The following is a 15,894-nucleotide window of genomic DNA, read 5'->3' as shown; positions in this document are numbered from 1 at the left end:
AGAAGGATAGTGATTATGGGACAGCCTGCTGCGAGAGCAACAATCGACACCAGCGCGCATACCGGTCCAATACAGTCCGGAAGCCCCGATGTGATCATCGGTGGTTTTCCTGCCGCCCGTAAGGGGGACACCTTGTCCTGTTCAAAGCACGGCAGCGGTGCGATCGTCGCGGGATCCAGCACGGTTCTGGTGAACGGTGTGCCGCTTGCGCGCTTAGGGGATCAGACTAAGTGCAACACCAGCGGCTCGCCTGCACCCGCTGCGCCGAAACCCGCTGCACCGCAGTACTGGGGGGGAACAGCGGCGAAAAAGGCCGGTGAAGATGGCATGATGCATGGCGACAATTACGATGCTCGCGTGCTGGGCGCGTATGCCAGTATGGAGGATAAAAGCCTTAACGGCGATCTTGATACCGGCTCGGTCGGCTTTTCAATGTCCGACATTACCCTCGGTAACATGAAAAGTCAGGATTTGGTAAGAGGCGAGATGCGTAATAAGCTCGCTGTCGGCAATGCCACCGGTTCACTCTATGGCGGCGATAATAGCATTTACGGTTTCAATGCTAATGGCGCTTTGACAGGAGTGCAGTATGGCGGTACCGCCGCTGCCGGTAAAGAGAAGTGGTTATATGGCGGCATTGCGGGAGATGTTACCATCGGTACGGCAGAAGCCAAGGCCGTGCTTGAAGGGTATACCGGTAATAATGGACGATACGGTTTTACCGCCGATGTGGGTGCGGAAGCAAAAGGGATAAAAGCCGAAGGGATGGCCAACGTTGATATTCTCGGCTTTATCATTGCGGATGCAAAAGCCGACGTTAATGCTGGCTCATTTGGGGGATCGTTAGGCGGAAGCTTGTTTTGGGATGCCACCGACTACTCTGCCAATGTAAGGTTGACTGGAGGGGTAGCAACATTCGTCGGACTCAAGGGTGATGCGAGCGTAAAGGTAGTATTTAGTCGTGTCTTCGACCTCATTGACTATATCTGGGGTGACGATGACGAGCCTGCCGCCGCCCCAGCTCCGGTAGACAGCGGTGATGGGACAATCATTACCGGGTGTGTTACTGTTTTGGTCGGCGGTTAAAAAGTATATGGAGAGAGTTGCATAATGAAATGGATAGGCTTTATTTTATTTATAGTCACTACCCTGGTTTATATCTGGAATGGTAGGGATCTTTTTACCAAAAAAGAGTGGCGCGCCTTTGTAGTGAAATTTGTTGCTGTGCTGATCGGAACCTTTGTGTTAGCGATCCTATTGGCACTGCTGGGGAAACACGGGCATTTAATGTCTAAAGAGACAGCGAAGATGCTAACGGTGCTTATCTCTGCCTCATTTATGACGATATGGTTTTCGAAGTTTTTTGTGGTAATGCTTTGTACTATCTTTGATATTATTATGCGCTTTCATAAGCGTTATAACACCGAGAAGAACTATTCAAAGTTATCAGCAATAGTCAATAAATATGGTCCAAAATTGCGCGTGCTGGCAAAATGCCTGGCATCACTTGGCTGTATCCTTATGTTTTACGGTATCTGGTTTGCTACCACGGTTTAAGTTGAAGAGGTTTTATGAACACCGAAAATAACTATCCTTTTCCCGTTGCATCCGCAGCCAGCAACGAAGACATCGAGGCGAACTACTGGAAGTGCCTGTACACTTCTTCCGATAAGAAAATGCTTCAGTACTGGGTGATCCTGCCGAAGCGCGTCAAACCCGCAGAGCTGACCCCGCAGCACATTGCCGAGGTCGGTCTGACTAACCTTGGCCGCTACGTGACGAATGACGCCCAGCCCTATATGGAAGTGTGGGCCGCTTACGAGCGCTGTGAGTGGGAGATGAACCCGGCGGACTGGCTGTTTAATAAGCTGGAGCTGATGGGCGAGAAAGTGCTGAATCAGCGCTTGATTGTCAATCCTGCCGGTAGCGGCGTCTTTGCCGATGTGCTGACGCTTAAAACCCACTCCTCCGGCGACGAAGTGATCTCACGCTTTACCGTGCAGAAGGACTACAACCCTGAAGAGGGCGGCGGCAACTACTTCCTGATTAAAGCGGCCTGTGCATCGCGTGACTATCCGGCGCTGGCCAATGATATGTATTTTACGGTGGTGAACTGGGATCTGCTGCATCGCAGTAATCTGGCCCTCGCTGAACTGCTGAAGACCGTAAGCCTCAGCAATAAAAATAGCAGCGGCTTTAAAATCCCGGACTCCTGGCAGGCTAAGGCGCTGACGGACACGCGGCTGGTGGTTGAGCATACCTTTGGTGATATCAACTACGGCGTGATTAATCTGTGCTTCTATTCGCAGGAGACGCTGTTTAACGCACAGGATGTTTTCATGGTTGCCACCAAGCGTTTCCATGAGCATGAAACTGCCGTCACGCTTACCACTGAAGCGCTGAGCACGGTAAAGAACGCGTTTAACCCCTCGCTGGGAGAAACGCTCTCCACCTGCCAGGGCGAGCTATTCAGCGCCGAGGAAAAGATGCGCGCTATGTACCAGTGTTATATTTTCAGCCTGGGTAAAGCCTGGGGCTACGTAGAGCTGGTCGGCAGGCACCGCAATCACAGCGACTACCACTTCGAGGCGAATAAACGCTGTCTGGAAATCATCCTTTCAACATTCCATATCGAAAAACCTTAGGGCATCACTTAAGTTGACGATACCTGCCAGTTGCTATCATGGTAACTGGCAGGCGTGTAGTAAAGTATTGATTACAGTATATCCTTTAATCAATCATTCATATTACGCCGGGGCGGGGAAAATGGGCTGGTTTGGTTTTATTGTCTTTTTAGGATTAGCGCTATTTCTGATTTGGAATGGAAAAGATCGTTTCTCTAAAAAGCAATGGGTGGGTATGGCTTTACTGCTTGGGCTAATTCTTTTAGGGACATTTGTTATAGGCTTCTTTTTTAAATGGTTGTCCCTGTCACTCTCACTATTTTCAATAGCAACGGCCAGGCATTATACGGCTATCGTTTCCCTGTCACTCTTGTGTTTATGGGGAGTGAAATTGGCGGTTGTTCTCCTTTGCACCATTTTTGCAAAGATCATGGGATCCCATGAAGTGCACAACGCTGAAAATTATCAAAAAATATTATCTGTCTCGAATAAATTGGGCCCGGCTCTGTTGATAGCGGCAAAATGTTCGGTTTCATTCAGTGCGTTCCTGATGTTCTACGGCATTTGGTTTGGTGCCGATGTTTGAGCTAATTAAATTTTTCTTTCCATCCTGCGTCAACTGGCAGATGTGTCAGCGCAATGCAGTTAGAGAGCATCAGGGAGCCTGGGCTCCCTTATTAAACGCTTAAGACGCCGTTCCGGTAATATCTACATACCAGCCATCCTCGCCTCTCGTCACTGACGTAATCTCCCAGCCTTCTGGCGCATCCTCTGCAAGCGATATAATTAAATTATCGGCTCCACCATACTCAATATTCAGCGTTGTCTCGCCGCTCCATGTTGCCGTCGCGCCATCGGCACTTAAGGTACCGTAGCGTAAAGTACAGGCGCTAACATCTGTTTCGAAACTATATTCACTAACGAAACACATCACGCCTGTTTGCACGGCCTCGGGATTATTGGTACAAAATGCTGTGTAAGTTTGTTTTCCGTCTGCGACCCTTACTGAAGTAAAGGTGCTTTCAATCACAAAAGATAACCAGTTCTCTGGTGCATCTGCATTTATTGGCCGTAGGTATACAGGCAGTATGGCAGAGCAATAAACACTACTAACGGGTGATGAACTCTTCTCATCAAAGATGGCCGCAAGAGTAGGGATTGAGGTTTTAGCAACATAACTTCGGTACTGGTTAAAATCATAACCTGTGCCATTTTCAGGATAGTTCGTATATGACCACGATAGCGCATAGGGAAGGGTTGTTATCGATTCGAGTGATTTATAACGCCATATGCCTTCTTCATTACGGAGGTATAAAGTGTAACCTTGAGGAAACGCAATATTATCCCCTGAGTAATCCTCTTTGGCATGTAGAAATGCATTAGTATAAAATCCGGTTGGATTATATTCAAAATGAACAAGGAAGTGAAGTTCATCTAATTTTTCAATTGAGCTTGTGAAGTAAGATGAGTCCAGATTGACATCAATTGAATCTGTCTCAGATGAATAAGAAATGTCAACTGTTATCTCAGAACCAATTTGCGCGGCAACCAGTTCTGCACTATCGAACGTTACCGTTTCGGCATTTAGCTTAACGCTGACGGCAGATAACGCTGCTGTGTTGAGAATGGCAAGTGTTCCCCGGGTAATATCAAGGGTATAATTCTCGTAACACTCGCTAAAGTTATATTCGCCTTGTTTAGGTAGCCAACTAAAAGCCAGCGTCCGGAAGCCACGTTTACTGTTGTGAATATCCATGCCAACAATTATATCGCCTTTACTCATAGGGAATGTGGTTATTGAAAGTATATTTTCAATGCTTTTAAACAACAATGCAAAATCAGGTACATCTTCACTGGTGAATGTTTCTTCACTATTAACAGGATCAAAATCTAACGACGTGGCAAATGCCTTCAGCTTATTGCCATTGAGCTTGGCAGAGCGGTAGTGCCAAACGAAGTCAGATAAAACTGTTCCTAATTCATACAGCGGCACCGTAATGCTGTCGCCCTGATAATCTGTTTCAGTGTATAAAGTAATATCAGCCATAATAAACCTCACGTTTTAATGAATAGATTGAAAAATCATGCTACCCATAAAAAGTGAAGCCACTCTCTCTTTGTTGATTAACACCTATCTATAATTAAGCAATACTAATAAAAACGGCCCTGATGAAACAGAGCCGCTTTTTTATCTCTTAGCAACGCTTACAAACCGCGCTGCGCCATCAGTTTAGCAAGGTCGACCAGACGGTTAGAGAAGCCCCACTCGTTATCATACCAGGCGAGGATCTTGACCAGGTTCCCGCCGATGACCAGCGTAGAGAGGCCATCGATAATTGAGGAGCGCGGATCGCCCTGGTAGTCGCTGGAGACCAGCGGCTCGTCGCTGTAGCCCAGAATGCCCTGCAACGGCCCTTCGGCGGCGGCCTGACGGAAGGCATCGTTGACGTCGTCCACGGTCACGTCGCGCTTCAGGGTCACGGTCAGGTCGACAATTGACACCACCGGTACCGGCACACGTAGCGAGTAGCCAGTGAGGCGGCCTTCCAGTTCAGGAATAACCTTGCCGAGCGCCTTCGCCGCGCCGCTGGAGTAGGGGACAATCGACAGGGCCGCAGCACGCGCCCCACGCAGATCTTTCTCCGGCTGATCGTGCAGCGCCTGACTGTTGGTGTAAGCATGGGTGGTGTTCATCAGGCCATGCTCAATCCCGAAGCGCTGATGCAGCACCTGAGCGGCAGGGGCCAGGCCGTTAGTGGTGCAGCTCCCGTTGCTGACTACAAAGTGCTTCTGCGGATCGTAGCTGTCGTGGTTGACCCCCAGCACGATGGTGAGATCGTCGTTTTTGCCGGGAGCAGAGATGATCACCCGCTTAGCACCGCCGTGGGTGATATGCACCTCGGCTTTTTCGCGATCGGTAAAGAAGCCGGTGGCCTCAATCACAATCTCAACGCCGACGCTGGACCACGGAATATTTGCCGGGTCGCGCTCGGAAAAGACCCGAACGGGTTTTCCATCTACCTTCAATTCACCCTCTGCTGCCTCCACCGGTACGGGGAGCGTCCCCAGCAATGAGTCATGCTTTAACAGATGCGCTAGCGTTTTGCTGTCCGTCAGATCGTTGATTGCCACAATCTGCACGTCTGCATTACCTAACGCGGCACGAAGCACGTTGCGACCGATCCTGCCGAAGCCATTAATACCGACCTTAACCATGATGTACTCCTGTTATGCTGTAACTGGAATCAGAGTAGGCCGCGCCCGTAATGGCGTAAATGACAAAAAAGGATCACTTTACGCCATCTTGCGGCTGTGAAAGCGCTGACGATACTCGCCGGGGGTGAGTTTGAGCTGCTTCTCGAAAATTCGGCGCAGGTTGATGCTGCTGCCAAAACCGGTTGCGACCGCCACGCGCTCCAGCGTATCCATGGTCTGCTCAAGACGGTTTCTGGCGGCGGCCAGACGCGCCTCTGCCACATAGCGTGCAGGGGTGGTGCCCGTTTCGCGGGTAAAGACGCGGGTAAAGTTGCGCGGGCTCATTGCCGCCCGATCCGCCAGCGCCTCAACCGACAGATCGGCGGTCAGGTTCTCCTGGATCCAGCGCTGTACGTCGCCAATCGGGCCGGGGCCGTCGGCATCAAGCAGCTGGAAACGGCTGAACTGCATCTGCCCGCCGGGACGGCGCAGATACATCACCAGATCCTGGGCCACGTCGCGCGCCAGGGTAAAGCCATAGTCCTCTTCCACCAACGCCAGCGTAAGATCGAAGCCGGAGCTAACCCCGGCAGAGGTCCAGATATGGCCATCCTGAATATAGAGCGGCCCGCCTTCCACCTTCACCAGCGGATAGTGGGACTGCATCTCCTCCAGCCGCCGCCAGTGGGTCGTTGCCCGGCGACCATCCAGCAGGCCCGCCTGGGCCAGCAGAAGCGCACCACCGCAGATAGAGACCACCCGACGTGCATGAGGCGCGGCAAGACGCAGCCAGTCCACAACCGCGCCGTTCTCCTGCTCGTTCATGCCCTTGCCGGTCACCATGATGGTATCCCGCGGCTCGGTATAATCGAGATCCACCAGCCTGAAATCCGCTAGCAGGTTTAACCCGGACTGACCATGAATGACCTGGTGAGGCTGGGTAGTGGCGATGTCTATCCGGTAGCGGGCGGCAGAAAACTCTTCCAGATGCAGGCGGTTAGCGTGCATCAGAATATCGGCAATGCCAGCGGCCTCAAATAACATACCGCCATCAGGGACAATTATAAGAAACGTCTTCATGTCCTGAAAAGTAACCTTTTTATAAAATAAGTCAACTTTTAACTGCACAGATAAAAGCGCCGTTGTTTGCCTGTTTTTTGCTATACGGCAAGATTAAATGCCAAAAGTATTAGAAAAAGTGGTGTTAAAATTTTCTTTTTAACGTGACTTGTTTAACAGTGATGGCAAAAAAAATATTCCGCTGCTAACGTTTGCACACATCGAGATCTTATTATTAAAACGTGCCTTAATACACTCTGGAAACTGTTGAAATACGAAGAAAGTAGTAATTGAAATTAATTTTTCGTGAAAGCTAATAAATTACCGTGATGCGCGGGGATGCCCCTCGCATATTGCAGCAGCATATTAATGATAATGCTTATTTATTCCGGCATAAGGAAATAAGGACAGCACAGCTATGTTCAGCATTCACCGACGTAACAATTTAGTAAGACGCTTTCGTTCCGGCACGTGCTTATTTACTGCAAGCATCATGCTGCCGACGTTCGCGTACGGAGCCTCTCCTGAATACGATGCCCTGATTGTGCAGGCGCGGGAAGGGGAGCGAGCGCCGCTGCTAAATTACTTAAAGGCTCAGGAACAGCAGACGCCGCTCACGCCCGATCAGGTCGCTGACTGGCTGCAGGTGACCGCCTGGGCAGATGACAATGCCGAGACGGTTCGTATCTGGCAGCGCTATCAGGATCGCCTCCAGGTTCCACCCCGTGGGCGAATCGCTGTCGCTCGCGCGCTGCGTAACCAGAAAAATTGGAATGCCTCGCTGGCTGTCTGGGAGAACGTCCTCAAGGACGATCCAAAGAGTGCTGATGCGCGTACCGGCTGGATCATGACGCTGGCCGACGCCCGCCGTAACGAGCAGGCGATCACCGAAGCTAACAGATGGGCTGCGGAGGAGCCGGGGGCCGAGCGTGATGCGCTGGTGGCCTACGTCTACCATTCGCAGGGTAAAAACTGGGATGCGCTGCTGGCGACCAGCCGTGCCGAGGCGCTGGATCCGCAGAACAAAAGCGTCCAGTCCACCAAGCTGGCGGTGCTCTCTGCCAACCGTATTGCCGGTCCGGCGCTGGATCTCACCCCGCCCTCTGTGGCGTCAGGCCCCCTTGAGCGGCGGCTGGAGCTGGACGCGGTTGCCCAGACCGTGCGCTCGGCGTTTACCCCTACCCGTAACGAAGAGGAGCGCTTCCTCGTCGCCGATAAAGCCATCGCCCGCTACGACGCGCTGCTTACCGCCTGGAAGGACGATCCGTCGGCACAGGCCGACGTGCGCCGCGCTCGCATTGACCGCCTGGGCGCGCTGGTGATCCGCAAGCGTACCAAAGAGACCGTGAAGGAGTATGAGTCGCTCTCTGCGGACGGCCAGCCGATCCCGGACTACGCCAAGCGCTGGGTGGCCTCTGCCTACCTGGCGGAGAAGGATCCACAGACAGCCGAAAAGATGCTGATGGCGATCTACTACCCCAACGGCCCGATCCCGGCGACGCCGCTGACCGAAGACGATCAGCAGGATCTCTTCTATGCCCATATCGACAGCGGCAACTACCCGGCGGCGAAGCGCCAGGTCGACGATCTGGTTAAAAAGAGCCCCTACCTGATGCGGGTTCTGGGTTCCCCCGTGCCGCAGCCTAACGATAGCTGGCTGCTGGGCCAGAGCCTGCTCACCCAGTATGAGATTGAGACCAACGATCTGCCGGAGGCCCAAAAGCATGCGGAGTGGCTGGCGCGTACCGGCTCCGGCAACCAGGCGCTGCGTATTACCTACGCCTCGGTGCTGCTCGCCCGTGGCCTGCCGCGCCAGGCTGAACGCGAGCTGAAGCTGGCTGAGGTGATCGAGCCAAGCAACCTTGAGCTGGAGAAGCAGCAGGCCTGGAACGCCCTTGAGTTGCAGGAGTGGCGGCAGGCGGACGAGCTGACCAACGACGTCATCGCCCGCAGCCCGGATGATGAATCCTCTCTGCGCCTCGCCCGCGCCCGTGAGGTACACCACAAGAGCGAGCTGCGGATCAACGGTTCACAGGGGATCTCCTCTGATAGCCCGGTCAGCGGCCAGCACGACTTCATCTTTAACGCGGCGCTCTATAGCCCGCCGATCGCCGATAACTGGCGGCTCTTTACGGCCTATAACTTCGCCAGCGGCGAATTTGAAGAGGGTAAGGGGATCAACCGCGATCTCGGCGTCGGTACCGAATGGACGGCGCGGGACTACTGGGCCGAAATGGAAGTGTCAACGCGTAACTACGGCGACGGGCAGAAGACTGGCGGACGTCTGTCGGCGTGGCATGACTTCAACGACAACTGGCGGCTGGGCGGCTCTGCGGAGCGGCTGTCGCGCAATACCCCGCTGCGCGCTTTGCGCAACAACGTCTATGCCAACAGCGGCGATCTCTATCTGCGCTGGCACCAGACCGAGCGCCGGGAGTATCAGCTCTCCTTCGCCGCCTCGCACTTCTCTGATGATAACGATCGCATCGAGTACGGCCTGAGCGGCAAAGAGCGGCTGTGGACCACCCCGCGCTTTACTCTCGACTTCACGCCGGGCATTAGCGGCAGTACCAACACCAAGGAGGATGTCTACTACTACAACCCGAAACGCGATCTCTCTGTGGTGCCGGCGCTGACCGCCGAGCATGTGATGTATCAGCACTACGACACGATATGGAAACAGGAGATTGCCGCTGGGGCAGGGGCCTACTGGCAGAAAGGCCACAGCGTTGGGGCAATAAATCAATTTGGGTATGGACAACGGGTTCAGTGGAACAACGTCGTGGACGGCGGATTGATGCTGACCTGGGATAAACGTCCCTACGACGGTAAGCGTGAGCGGAATATCTCCCTCGCATTTGATTTGAATGTCAGGTTCTGAGGACAGGTCATGTTTAAGAAATGGCTGCGAGCCGCAACACTCATCGCCGGATGGATGCTCATCACCGCCTGTAGCAGTGCTGAGAAGCCGGGTTATCTTCCACCTTCTGCCAGACCGCCGCTGAACGCGGACAGCGCCTGGCCAAAAAACAGTTTTCTGGTCCTGGGGTATCACGACGTTGAGGATGGCGCTGCGGACCAGCGCTATCTCTCGGTGCGCACCAGCGCATTAAACGATCAGATCGCCTGGCTGCGTGACAATGGCTATAAACCGGTTTCCGCGCAGCAGGTGCTGGATGCGCACGACGGTAAAATCACGCTGCCGGAAAAGGCGGTCATGCTGACCTTTGACGATGGCTACAGCAGCTTCTACACCCGCGTCTGGCCGATCCTCAAAGCCTACAACTGGCCTGCGGTCTGGGCCCCGGTGGGCAGCTGGGTGGATACACCTGCCAACCAGCCAATCGACTTCGGCGGCTTAAAAACGGCGCGTGACAAGTTCGCGACCTGGCAGATGGTCAAGGAGATGGGCGAGTCACCGCTGGTTGAGGTGGGGGCACACACCTGGGCGTCCCACTATGGCATCCAGGCGAACCCGCAGGGTAGCAAGGAGCCAGCCATTGCCAACCGTGGCTACATCAAAGCCACCGGCAAGTATGAAACCGACGAGGAGTATGAGGCGCGTATCAACAAGGACCTCGATCTGGTGACCAATAAAATCACCGAGGTCACCGGTAAAGCGCCACGCGCGTGGGTCTGGCCCTACGGAGCGGCAAACGGTACGTCGCTGAAGCTGATCCATCAGCACGGCTATCGCATGGCCTTTACCCTCAACCAGGGTCTGGCTAACGCGGCGAACCTGGAGGATATCCCGCGCATCCTGATCACCAACAACCCGTCGCTGAAAACCTTTGCCAGCCAGGTTGCCCAGGTGCGTGAGAAGCAGAATATGCGCGTGATGCATATCGATCTCGACTACGTCTATGACAAGGATCCGGCGCAGCAGCGACGCAACATCGACATGCTGATCCAGCGTGTGTACGACATGAAGATCTCCCATGTCTTCCTGCAGGCGTACGCCGATCCCGAGGGCGACGGCAACATCCGCGAGCTCTACTTCCCGAACCGCTGGCTGCCGATGCGCGCCGATCTGTTCAACTTTATCGCCTGGCAGCTACAGAGCCGCGGCGGGGTGAACGTCTATGCCTGGATGCCGGTACTGGCTTTCCAGATGGACGATCCGCTCCCACGCGTCACGGCCTGGAACCCGGATACCAAGCGCAGCGCGGTGGAGCGCAAGCAGTACGTGCGCCTGTCGCCGTGGAACCCGGAGGCCCGCAAGCGTATCACCGACATCTATGAAGATCTGGCGAAAGGGGCCGCCTTCAACGGCGTGCTGTTCCACGATGACGCCTTCCTGAGCGATTTCGAGGATGCCTCGCCGGATGCGCTGCGCGCTTACAAGGCAGCAGGTTTCCCGGGCAGCATCGAGGAGATCCGCAGCAATCCAGAGACCTTTAAACGCTGGACGCGCTTCAAGAGTAAGACGCTGATCGACTTTACCCGCGATCTCACCGCGTCGGTACGCGCCATTCGTGGGCCGCAGGTGCAAACCGCCCGCAACATCTACGCGCCGCCGATCATGGAGCCAGAGAGCGAAGCGTGGTTCGCACAGAACCTCGACGATTTCCTGGCTACCTACGACTGGACTGCGCCGATGGCCATGCCGTGGATGGAGGGCGTGCCGGAGGGCGAGGACAAAGCCTGGCTGGACAGAATGGTGAAAATTGTGGGCCAGCGCCCCGGTGCGCTAGATAAAACCGTCTTTGAACTGCAGGCGCAGGACTGGCGTGCTGACGCGAAAGAGAAAGACATCAGTGGCAAACAGATGACCGAGTGGATGCGCCAGCTCAAGTTGAGCGGTGCGGACAGCTACGGCTACTACCCTGACGATTTCCTTAACGATCAACCCGAGATGTCTGAGATCCGCTCTGCCTTCTCATCATACTGGTATCCGCAAAAATGACCGATCGCATTGTAGCGTTTCTCATACTGTGCCTGATGTTCAGCTTCCCGCTGGGGGTCGCGGCGATTTTCACCGGCGATATGATCCTGAACTTCGTCTTCTTCTGGCCGCTGTTTATGTCCGCGTTATGGATCAGCGGCGGGCTCTACTTCTGGTTCCATCGGGAGCGTCACTGGCCCTGGGGGCCAAACACGCCGCCGCCGCAGCTGGAGGGGAACCCGCTCATTTCCATCCTGATCCCTTGCTATAACGAGGGGCTGAACGCGCGGGAGACCATTGAGGCGGCGCTGGCCCAGCGCTATGAAAATATCGAGGTGATCGCCATCAACGACGGCTCAAAGGACAACACCGGCGAGGTGCTGGATCAGCTGGCGATTGAGTATCCGCGTCTGCGGGTGATCCATCTGGCGGAGAACCAGGGCAAAGCGGTGGCGTTGCAGACCGGCGCGGCCTCGGCGCGGAGCGATTTCCTGGTCTGTATCGATGGTGATGCATTGCTGGATCGCGACGCGGCGGCCTACCTGGTGGCACCGCTGCTGCAATACCCTCGCGTCGGTGCAGTCACCGGCAACCCGCGGATCCGCACCCGCTCTACGCTGGTGGGCCGCGTGCAGGTTGGCGAGTTCTCCTCAATCATCGGCCTGATCAAGCGCACCCAGCGCGTCTACGGTCAGGTGTTCACCGTCTCCGGCGTAATTGCTGCCTTCCGCCGTCGCGCGCTGTCGGAAGTGGGCTACTGGAGCCCGGATATGATCACGGAAGATATCGACATCAGCTGGAAGCTGCAGCTGCGTCACTGGACCGTATTCTACGAGCCGCGTGCGCTCTGCTGGATCCTGATGCCGGAGACCATGAAAGGTCTGTGGAAGCAGCGCCTGCGCTGGGCCCAGGGCGGGGCAGAGGTGTTTATCGTCAACATGCGCCGCCTGTGGGCCTGGGAGTATCGCCGCATGTGGCCGCTATTCCTGGAGTTTTGCCTCTCGACCGCCTGGGCGTTTGCCTATGCGGTAACGATCCTGCTGTTCCTCGTTGGGCTGGTTTTCCCCATGCCCAGTTCTCTCCATGTACAACATCTGTTCCCACCGGCTTTTACCGGGCTCATGCTCGGCGTGGTTTGTCTCCTGCAGTTTTTGGTGAGTTTGATTATTGAACGACGCTATGAGCATGGTATCGGCGCGTCGCTTTTCTGGATCATTTGGTTCCCGGTGGTTTATTGGATGTTGAGTTTGTTCACAACGTTGGTCGCCTTCCCCAAAGTGATGCTGATGCGCAAGCGCAGCAGAGCGCGCTGGGTAAGTCCTGACCGTGGTATAGGAAGAAATGATCCATGAAACAACCGCTGATTTTTACTGAACTGCGTATTATGCCGCGTATTTTTGACGTGGCCCTGACCCTGATTGCCTGGCTGGGGTTCTCTTACCTCGTCTATGCAGGACTGATCAACGCGCTGGCCAACGCGCCGTTTATTGGCTTTGGCCCGCTCTTTTCTACCGTCAATACGGTGACGTTCTACCTGATGGTCGCCCTGATCAACGCGGCGGTGCTGATTGGCTGGGCCAAATATAACCAGATCCGCTTCCGCGTCGAGCGCCGCAAGCGTCGTCCGGGACTGGGTCGCGATGAACTGGCAGCCAGCTTCCGCATCGCCCCGGCGCTGGTGCAGGATCTGAGCAACGGCCGTGTGCTGACCGTGTTTCACTACGATACCGGTGCGATCAGCCGCGCGGAGGTAGACAAAGGCCTTATCGCCAGCGTTGCCTAACGCCGTTTAGCGCCTTGCCCAGAACGCGGGAGAGCGACCTGGGCAAGGTACTTCATCATAAGTTCGCAGACAGCGTGGCGGTATTTGCTTATAATAGTATTCTATTTGAGCTGCTCAGGAGATACCGTATGGATAGCGTTAAAAACGGGAATGTACCCTACAAGAAACCTTCGCGTGAACAGCTTACTCGGACCGTCGTGACGTCAACGGCCATCGAAACAGGGCAATCATCGCAGTCTATTGAAGCTTCCTTAAAAATCCAGCGTAAGAAGTTTGCCCATCTACGTTTAGCCATCTAATCCTCTAGCGCCTTTATAACCCATTGCGCCATTGGGTTATAGTTCATCACCATACCAGCATGAATAGCAGCAATATAGCGCGCTTTATTATGCTCCCAGCTTTGATAATTCAACGGTTTACGCCCGCCCTGAACGGCCATCACATCGGCCAGCAGCCGTGCCAAACGGCCATTACCTTCACGGAATGGATGGATAAGTATTAATTCTACATGTACAACAGCGATGGCCTCTGCAAGATGAGCGATATCCATTCCATGGCATGGTGTATATGTCGCGAGGTAATTTTTATCGAAGCTGCTTATCAATTTTTGTAACTGAGCTGCGGGAGCAAACATAAATCCTCCCTTACTAATGTTTACCGCTCTTATCTGCCCAGCCCATTCATATATATTTCCTAACCAAATGCGATGCCAGTGCTTTATCATAGAGAAAGATATTTTACCGGTTGGGAATTTCTCTTCAAAAACAGTTTGATAGAGCTTCTCTAATAGTACCAATTCTGCGCCATCCATCTCTTTAGCACAGGTGATACCTAACTTATTTTGTAAAACCAGCTCGTCGGACCCACTGGCATACTTTCCTTCGCTATGTGAAACGCTGTATCGGCTCATCGCAAAATCCCTTTGTCATGTTCGTTCTGTGCCGTACATCATTCCATTCTCTACTGTCTGGCGGCATGATCGGCGTCAAACCTACCAAAACTGCACTTCTCGGTTATATTGTTTAAAACCAGAGAGGGCGTCTATGAAATTTCCCGGTGTACCTGCTAATGAAAAAGAGCGCTTAAAATCGCTCTATATGATGGATTTACTTGATAAAAAAGACGATGAGCGGCTGCAACGCCTTACCCGGCTGGCAAAAGCGACCTTTAACGTGCCCATTGCGCTGATCACCCTGTTGGACCGGGATCGGCAGTGGATGATCTCCTGCGAGGGGTTCAATATGCGGCAATCCTCGCGCAACGTCTCCTTCTGCGCCCACGCGATCCTGCTGCAGGGCATTATGATCGTTAAAGATGCGCTGAAAGACGACCGCTTCGACAATAACCCGCTCGTACACGATGAACCCTTTGTGCGTTTCTATGCGGGCTGTCCGGTGCGCCTGCCCGATGGATCGATCGCCGGGACCATCTGCCTGCTGGATAATAAGCCACGGGAGTTCAGCTCCGACGATATTAATCTCCTGCTCGATTTAGGCGCGATTGTGGAAGATGAGCTGGTGATTATCGGCATGGCGATGACCGATAAGCTGACCGAGCTGCCTAACCGCCGTGGTTTTTTCCAGATTGGCGATAAACGCTTTGTCGAGCTCACCCGGGACGCAACGCCGTTTACGCTGCTCTATTTCGTGGTCGAAGACTTGCACTCTCTTAATGATATTTGGGGGCATGCTGAGGGAGATAATGCTCTACGTGCCTTCGCCAAATGTCTTAATAGCTGCATGAAAAGTGGCGACGTCTGCGGGCGCGTGGACAGTAGCGCTTTTGCCGTGCTGCTGGCGCATAATGGACAGAATGATGCCGACGCGTTTTTATTCAATCTGCAAACTAAAATAGATGACTGGTATAGTCATGTAGGTAAGAAATATCCGTTAAATTACGCCTACGGCATGCTGGAAAATAGCACGGAAAAATATGACGATCTCGTGGATATGCTAAAGGATGCCGATACGGTGATGTATTCTGAGAAGCGCAAGGGGCGTTAATTGAGAGAGGGTGGAGGGGGCAATAAAAAAGCCCCCGTAGGGGCCCTTCTATTAATGAGGCACTTCAGAGACCTTCTGAACTTCGGACTGGTTTATCTGCTGCTTAACGCCGTTGGCATCTTTATAGCCTAACAGGCCTGCATCGGTCTGCTCAGGTTTGCCATCGGTGATGATGGTCCGGCCATCGTTGGTATGAATCGCATAGCTGGTACGGGTACAACCAGACAGGGCCGCTGCGCCAAGTAAAATTGCAACAGGTAAAACGATCGCTTTTTTCATTAGACTCTCCTGATTGTCAGTTGAATATTAAAGACCTCATCAAAACGTGATTAAAATCGAAGCCTT

The 15,894-nt window shown here is 53.7% G+C and carries 15 protein-coding genes; 10 read left to right on the top strand and 5 right to left on the bottom strand.

Features of this window, described 5'->3' with window-relative positions; genetic code table 11:
• Positions 1–15 precede the first annotated feature (15 nt).
• From EV102420_RS00680 to EV102420_RS00665, 4 genes are all read left to right on the top strand, one after another.
• The gene (locus tag EV102420_RS00680) at positions 16–1,086 is read left to right on the top strand and encodes a PAAR domain-containing protein (protein WP_042387746.1); all 1,071 of its coding nucleotides are present in this window, start codon (positions 16–18) and stop codon (positions 1,084–1,086) included.
• Positions 1,087–1,110: 24 nt separating this feature from the next.
• Positions 1,111–1,557: a hypothetical protein gene (locus EV102420_RS00675; protein WP_042387744.1), complete on the top strand. Its 447-nt coding sequence runs from the start codon at positions 1,111–1,113 to the stop codon at positions 1,555–1,557.
• 14 nt (positions 1,558–1,571) lie between these two features.
• Complete coding sequence (locus EV102420_RS00670; RefSeq protein ID WP_042387742.1) at positions 1,572–2,645, top strand: hypothetical protein; 1,074 nt, start codon at positions 1,572–1,574, stop codon at positions 2,643–2,645.
• Between the two features lie 121 nt (positions 2,646–2,766).
• A complete protein-coding gene (locus EV102420_RS00665) occupies positions 2,767–3,210 on the top strand; it encodes a hypothetical protein (protein ID WP_042387740.1) in 444 nt (147 codons plus the stop codon).
• A 99-nt stretch (positions 3,211–3,309) separates the two neighbouring features.
• On the opposite strand, the gene EV102420_RS00660 is transcribed toward EV102420_RS00665, so the two are convergent.
• The 3 genes from EV102420_RS00660 to EV102420_RS00650 all read right to left on the bottom strand — a co-directional run bounded on the left by EV102420_RS00660 (position 3,310) and on the right by EV102420_RS00650 (position 6,899).
• Positions 3,310–4,671 carry a hypothetical protein gene (locus EV102420_RS00660; protein ID WP_042387738.1) on the bottom strand — a complete coding sequence of 454 codons (1,362 nt, stop codon included), beginning with the start codon at positions 4,669–4,671 and terminating at the stop codon, positions 3,310–3,312.
• A gap of 158 nt (positions 4,672–4,829) precedes the next feature.
• The gene (gene gap / locus EV102420_RS00655) at positions 4,830–5,840 is read right to left on the bottom strand and encodes a type I glyceraldehyde-3-phosphate dehydrogenase (protein ID WP_042387736.1); all 1,011 of its coding nucleotides are present in this window, start codon (positions 5,838–5,840) and stop codon (positions 4,830–4,832) included.
• A gap of 78 nt (positions 5,841–5,918) precedes the next feature.
• A complete protein-coding gene (locus tag EV102420_RS00650) occupies positions 5,919–6,899 on the bottom strand; it encodes a GlxA family transcriptional regulator (RefSeq protein ID WP_042388576.1) in 981 nt (326 codons plus the stop codon).
• Positions 6,900–7,296: 397 nt separating this feature from the next.
• Here EV102420_RS00650 and pgaA point away from each other — a divergent pair, with 397 nt between their 5' ends.
• The 5 genes from pgaA to EV102420_RS22450 all read left to right on the top strand — a co-directional run bounded on the left by pgaA (position 7,297) and on the right by EV102420_RS22450 (position 13,845).
• Positions 7,297–9,759 (top strand): poly-beta-1,6 N-acetyl-D-glucosamine export porin PgaA, encoded by a 2,463-nt coding sequence (pgaA, locus tag EV102420_RS00645; protein WP_042387734.1) that lies wholly within the window; start codon positions 7,297–7,299, stop codon positions 9,757–9,759.
• A gap of 9 nt (positions 9,760–9,768) precedes the next feature.
• Positions 9,769–11,784: a poly-beta-1,6-N-acetyl-D-glucosamine N-deacetylase PgaB gene (pgaB, locus tag EV102420_RS00640; protein ID WP_042387732.1), complete on the top strand. Its 2,016-nt coding sequence runs from the start codon at positions 9,769–9,771 to the stop codon at positions 11,782–11,784.
• Complete coding sequence (gene pgaC / locus EV102420_RS00635) at positions 11,781–13,115, top strand: poly-beta-1,6-N-acetyl-D-glucosamine synthase (protein ID WP_042387730.1); 1,335 nt, start codon at positions 11,781–11,783, stop codon at positions 13,113–13,115. The genes pgaB and pgaC overlap by 4 nt, the downstream gene beginning before the upstream one ends.
• On the top strand, positions 13,112–13,546 hold the full coding sequence (gene pgaD, locus EV102420_RS00630; RefSeq protein ID WP_042387729.1) for a poly-beta-1,6-N-acetyl-D-glucosamine biosynthesis protein PgaD: 435 nt from the start codon (positions 13,112–13,114) through the stop codon (positions 13,544–13,546). Before pgaC ends, pgaD begins: the two co-directional genes overlap by 4 nt.
• A gap of 128 nt (positions 13,547–13,674) precedes the next feature.
• A complete protein-coding gene (locus EV102420_RS22450; protein ID WP_165570640.1) occupies positions 13,675–13,845 on the top strand; it encodes a hypothetical protein in 171 nt (56 codons plus the stop codon).
• On the opposite strand, the gene EV102420_RS00625 is transcribed toward EV102420_RS22450, so the two are convergent.
• Positions 13,842–14,456, bottom strand: a complete 615-nt coding sequence (locus EV102420_RS00625; RefSeq protein WP_042387727.1) for a Fic/DOC family protein — start codon at positions 14,454–14,456, stop codon at positions 13,842–13,844. The genes EV102420_RS22450 and EV102420_RS00625 overlap by 4 nt on opposite strands.
• A gap of 133 nt (positions 14,457–14,589) precedes the next feature.
• Here EV102420_RS00625 and EV102420_RS00620 point away from each other — a divergent pair, with 133 nt between their 5' ends.
• Positions 14,590–15,549, top strand: a complete 960-nt coding sequence (locus EV102420_RS00620; RefSeq protein ID WP_042387725.1) for a sensor domain-containing diguanylate cyclase — start codon at positions 14,590–14,592, stop codon at positions 15,547–15,549.
• 51 nt (positions 15,550–15,600) lie between these two features.
• Here EV102420_RS00620 and EV102420_RS00615 read toward each other — a convergent pair whose 3' ends face one another.
• Complete coding sequence (locus tag EV102420_RS00615; RefSeq protein ID WP_042387723.1) at positions 15,601–15,828, bottom strand: YgdI/YgdR family lipoprotein; 228 nt, start codon at positions 15,826–15,828, stop codon at positions 15,601–15,603.
• Positions 15,829–15,894 lie beyond the last annotated feature (66 nt).

Source organism: Pseudescherichia vulneris NBRC 102420 (genome assembly GCF_000759795.1).
GTDB lineage: Bacteria > Pseudomonadota > Gammaproteobacteria > Enterobacterales > Enterobacteriaceae > Pseudescherichia > Pseudescherichia vulneris.
This window is presented reverse-complemented; position numbering and strand designations above follow the sequence as displayed.